The following is a 297-nucleotide window of genomic DNA, read 5'->3' as shown; positions in this document are numbered from 1 at the left end:
ATTGTTTGCACCATAAAAACTAACAAATTGATATGCGCGTATAGATCCTGTTTTGTTTACTTGGGCATAACCGCCTTCGTATTCACTTAAATTATGAGACGTACCACCCCATTGTTGCCATAGTTGAAGATATCCATCTATAACACCTGCATTATCATCTATAAACTTATGTATGTCTATTGCTGATGGGTATGGGTTTCCTAATAAATATTCTGTCTTGGAATGGTTGGCTACTGATCCTGGTCCGCCTACATCTTCTACATCTATTAAAATAGTACCATTATTGGGCTTGCCTTC

At 37.4% G+C, this 297-nt stretch carries 1 pseudogene; it reads right to left on the bottom strand.

The features are described from left to right. Nucleotides 1-297: pseudogene (locus Q0842_RS16150) on the bottom strand (hypothetical protein); the annotation flags it as partial.

The organism is uncultured Algibacter sp., from assembly GCF_947495675.1.
GTDB lineage: Bacteria > Bacteroidota > Bacteroidia > Flavobacteriales > Flavobacteriaceae > Algibacter_B.
Note: the sequence above shows the minus strand (reverse complement) of the source record. Positions and strands in the feature narration are given on the sequence as shown.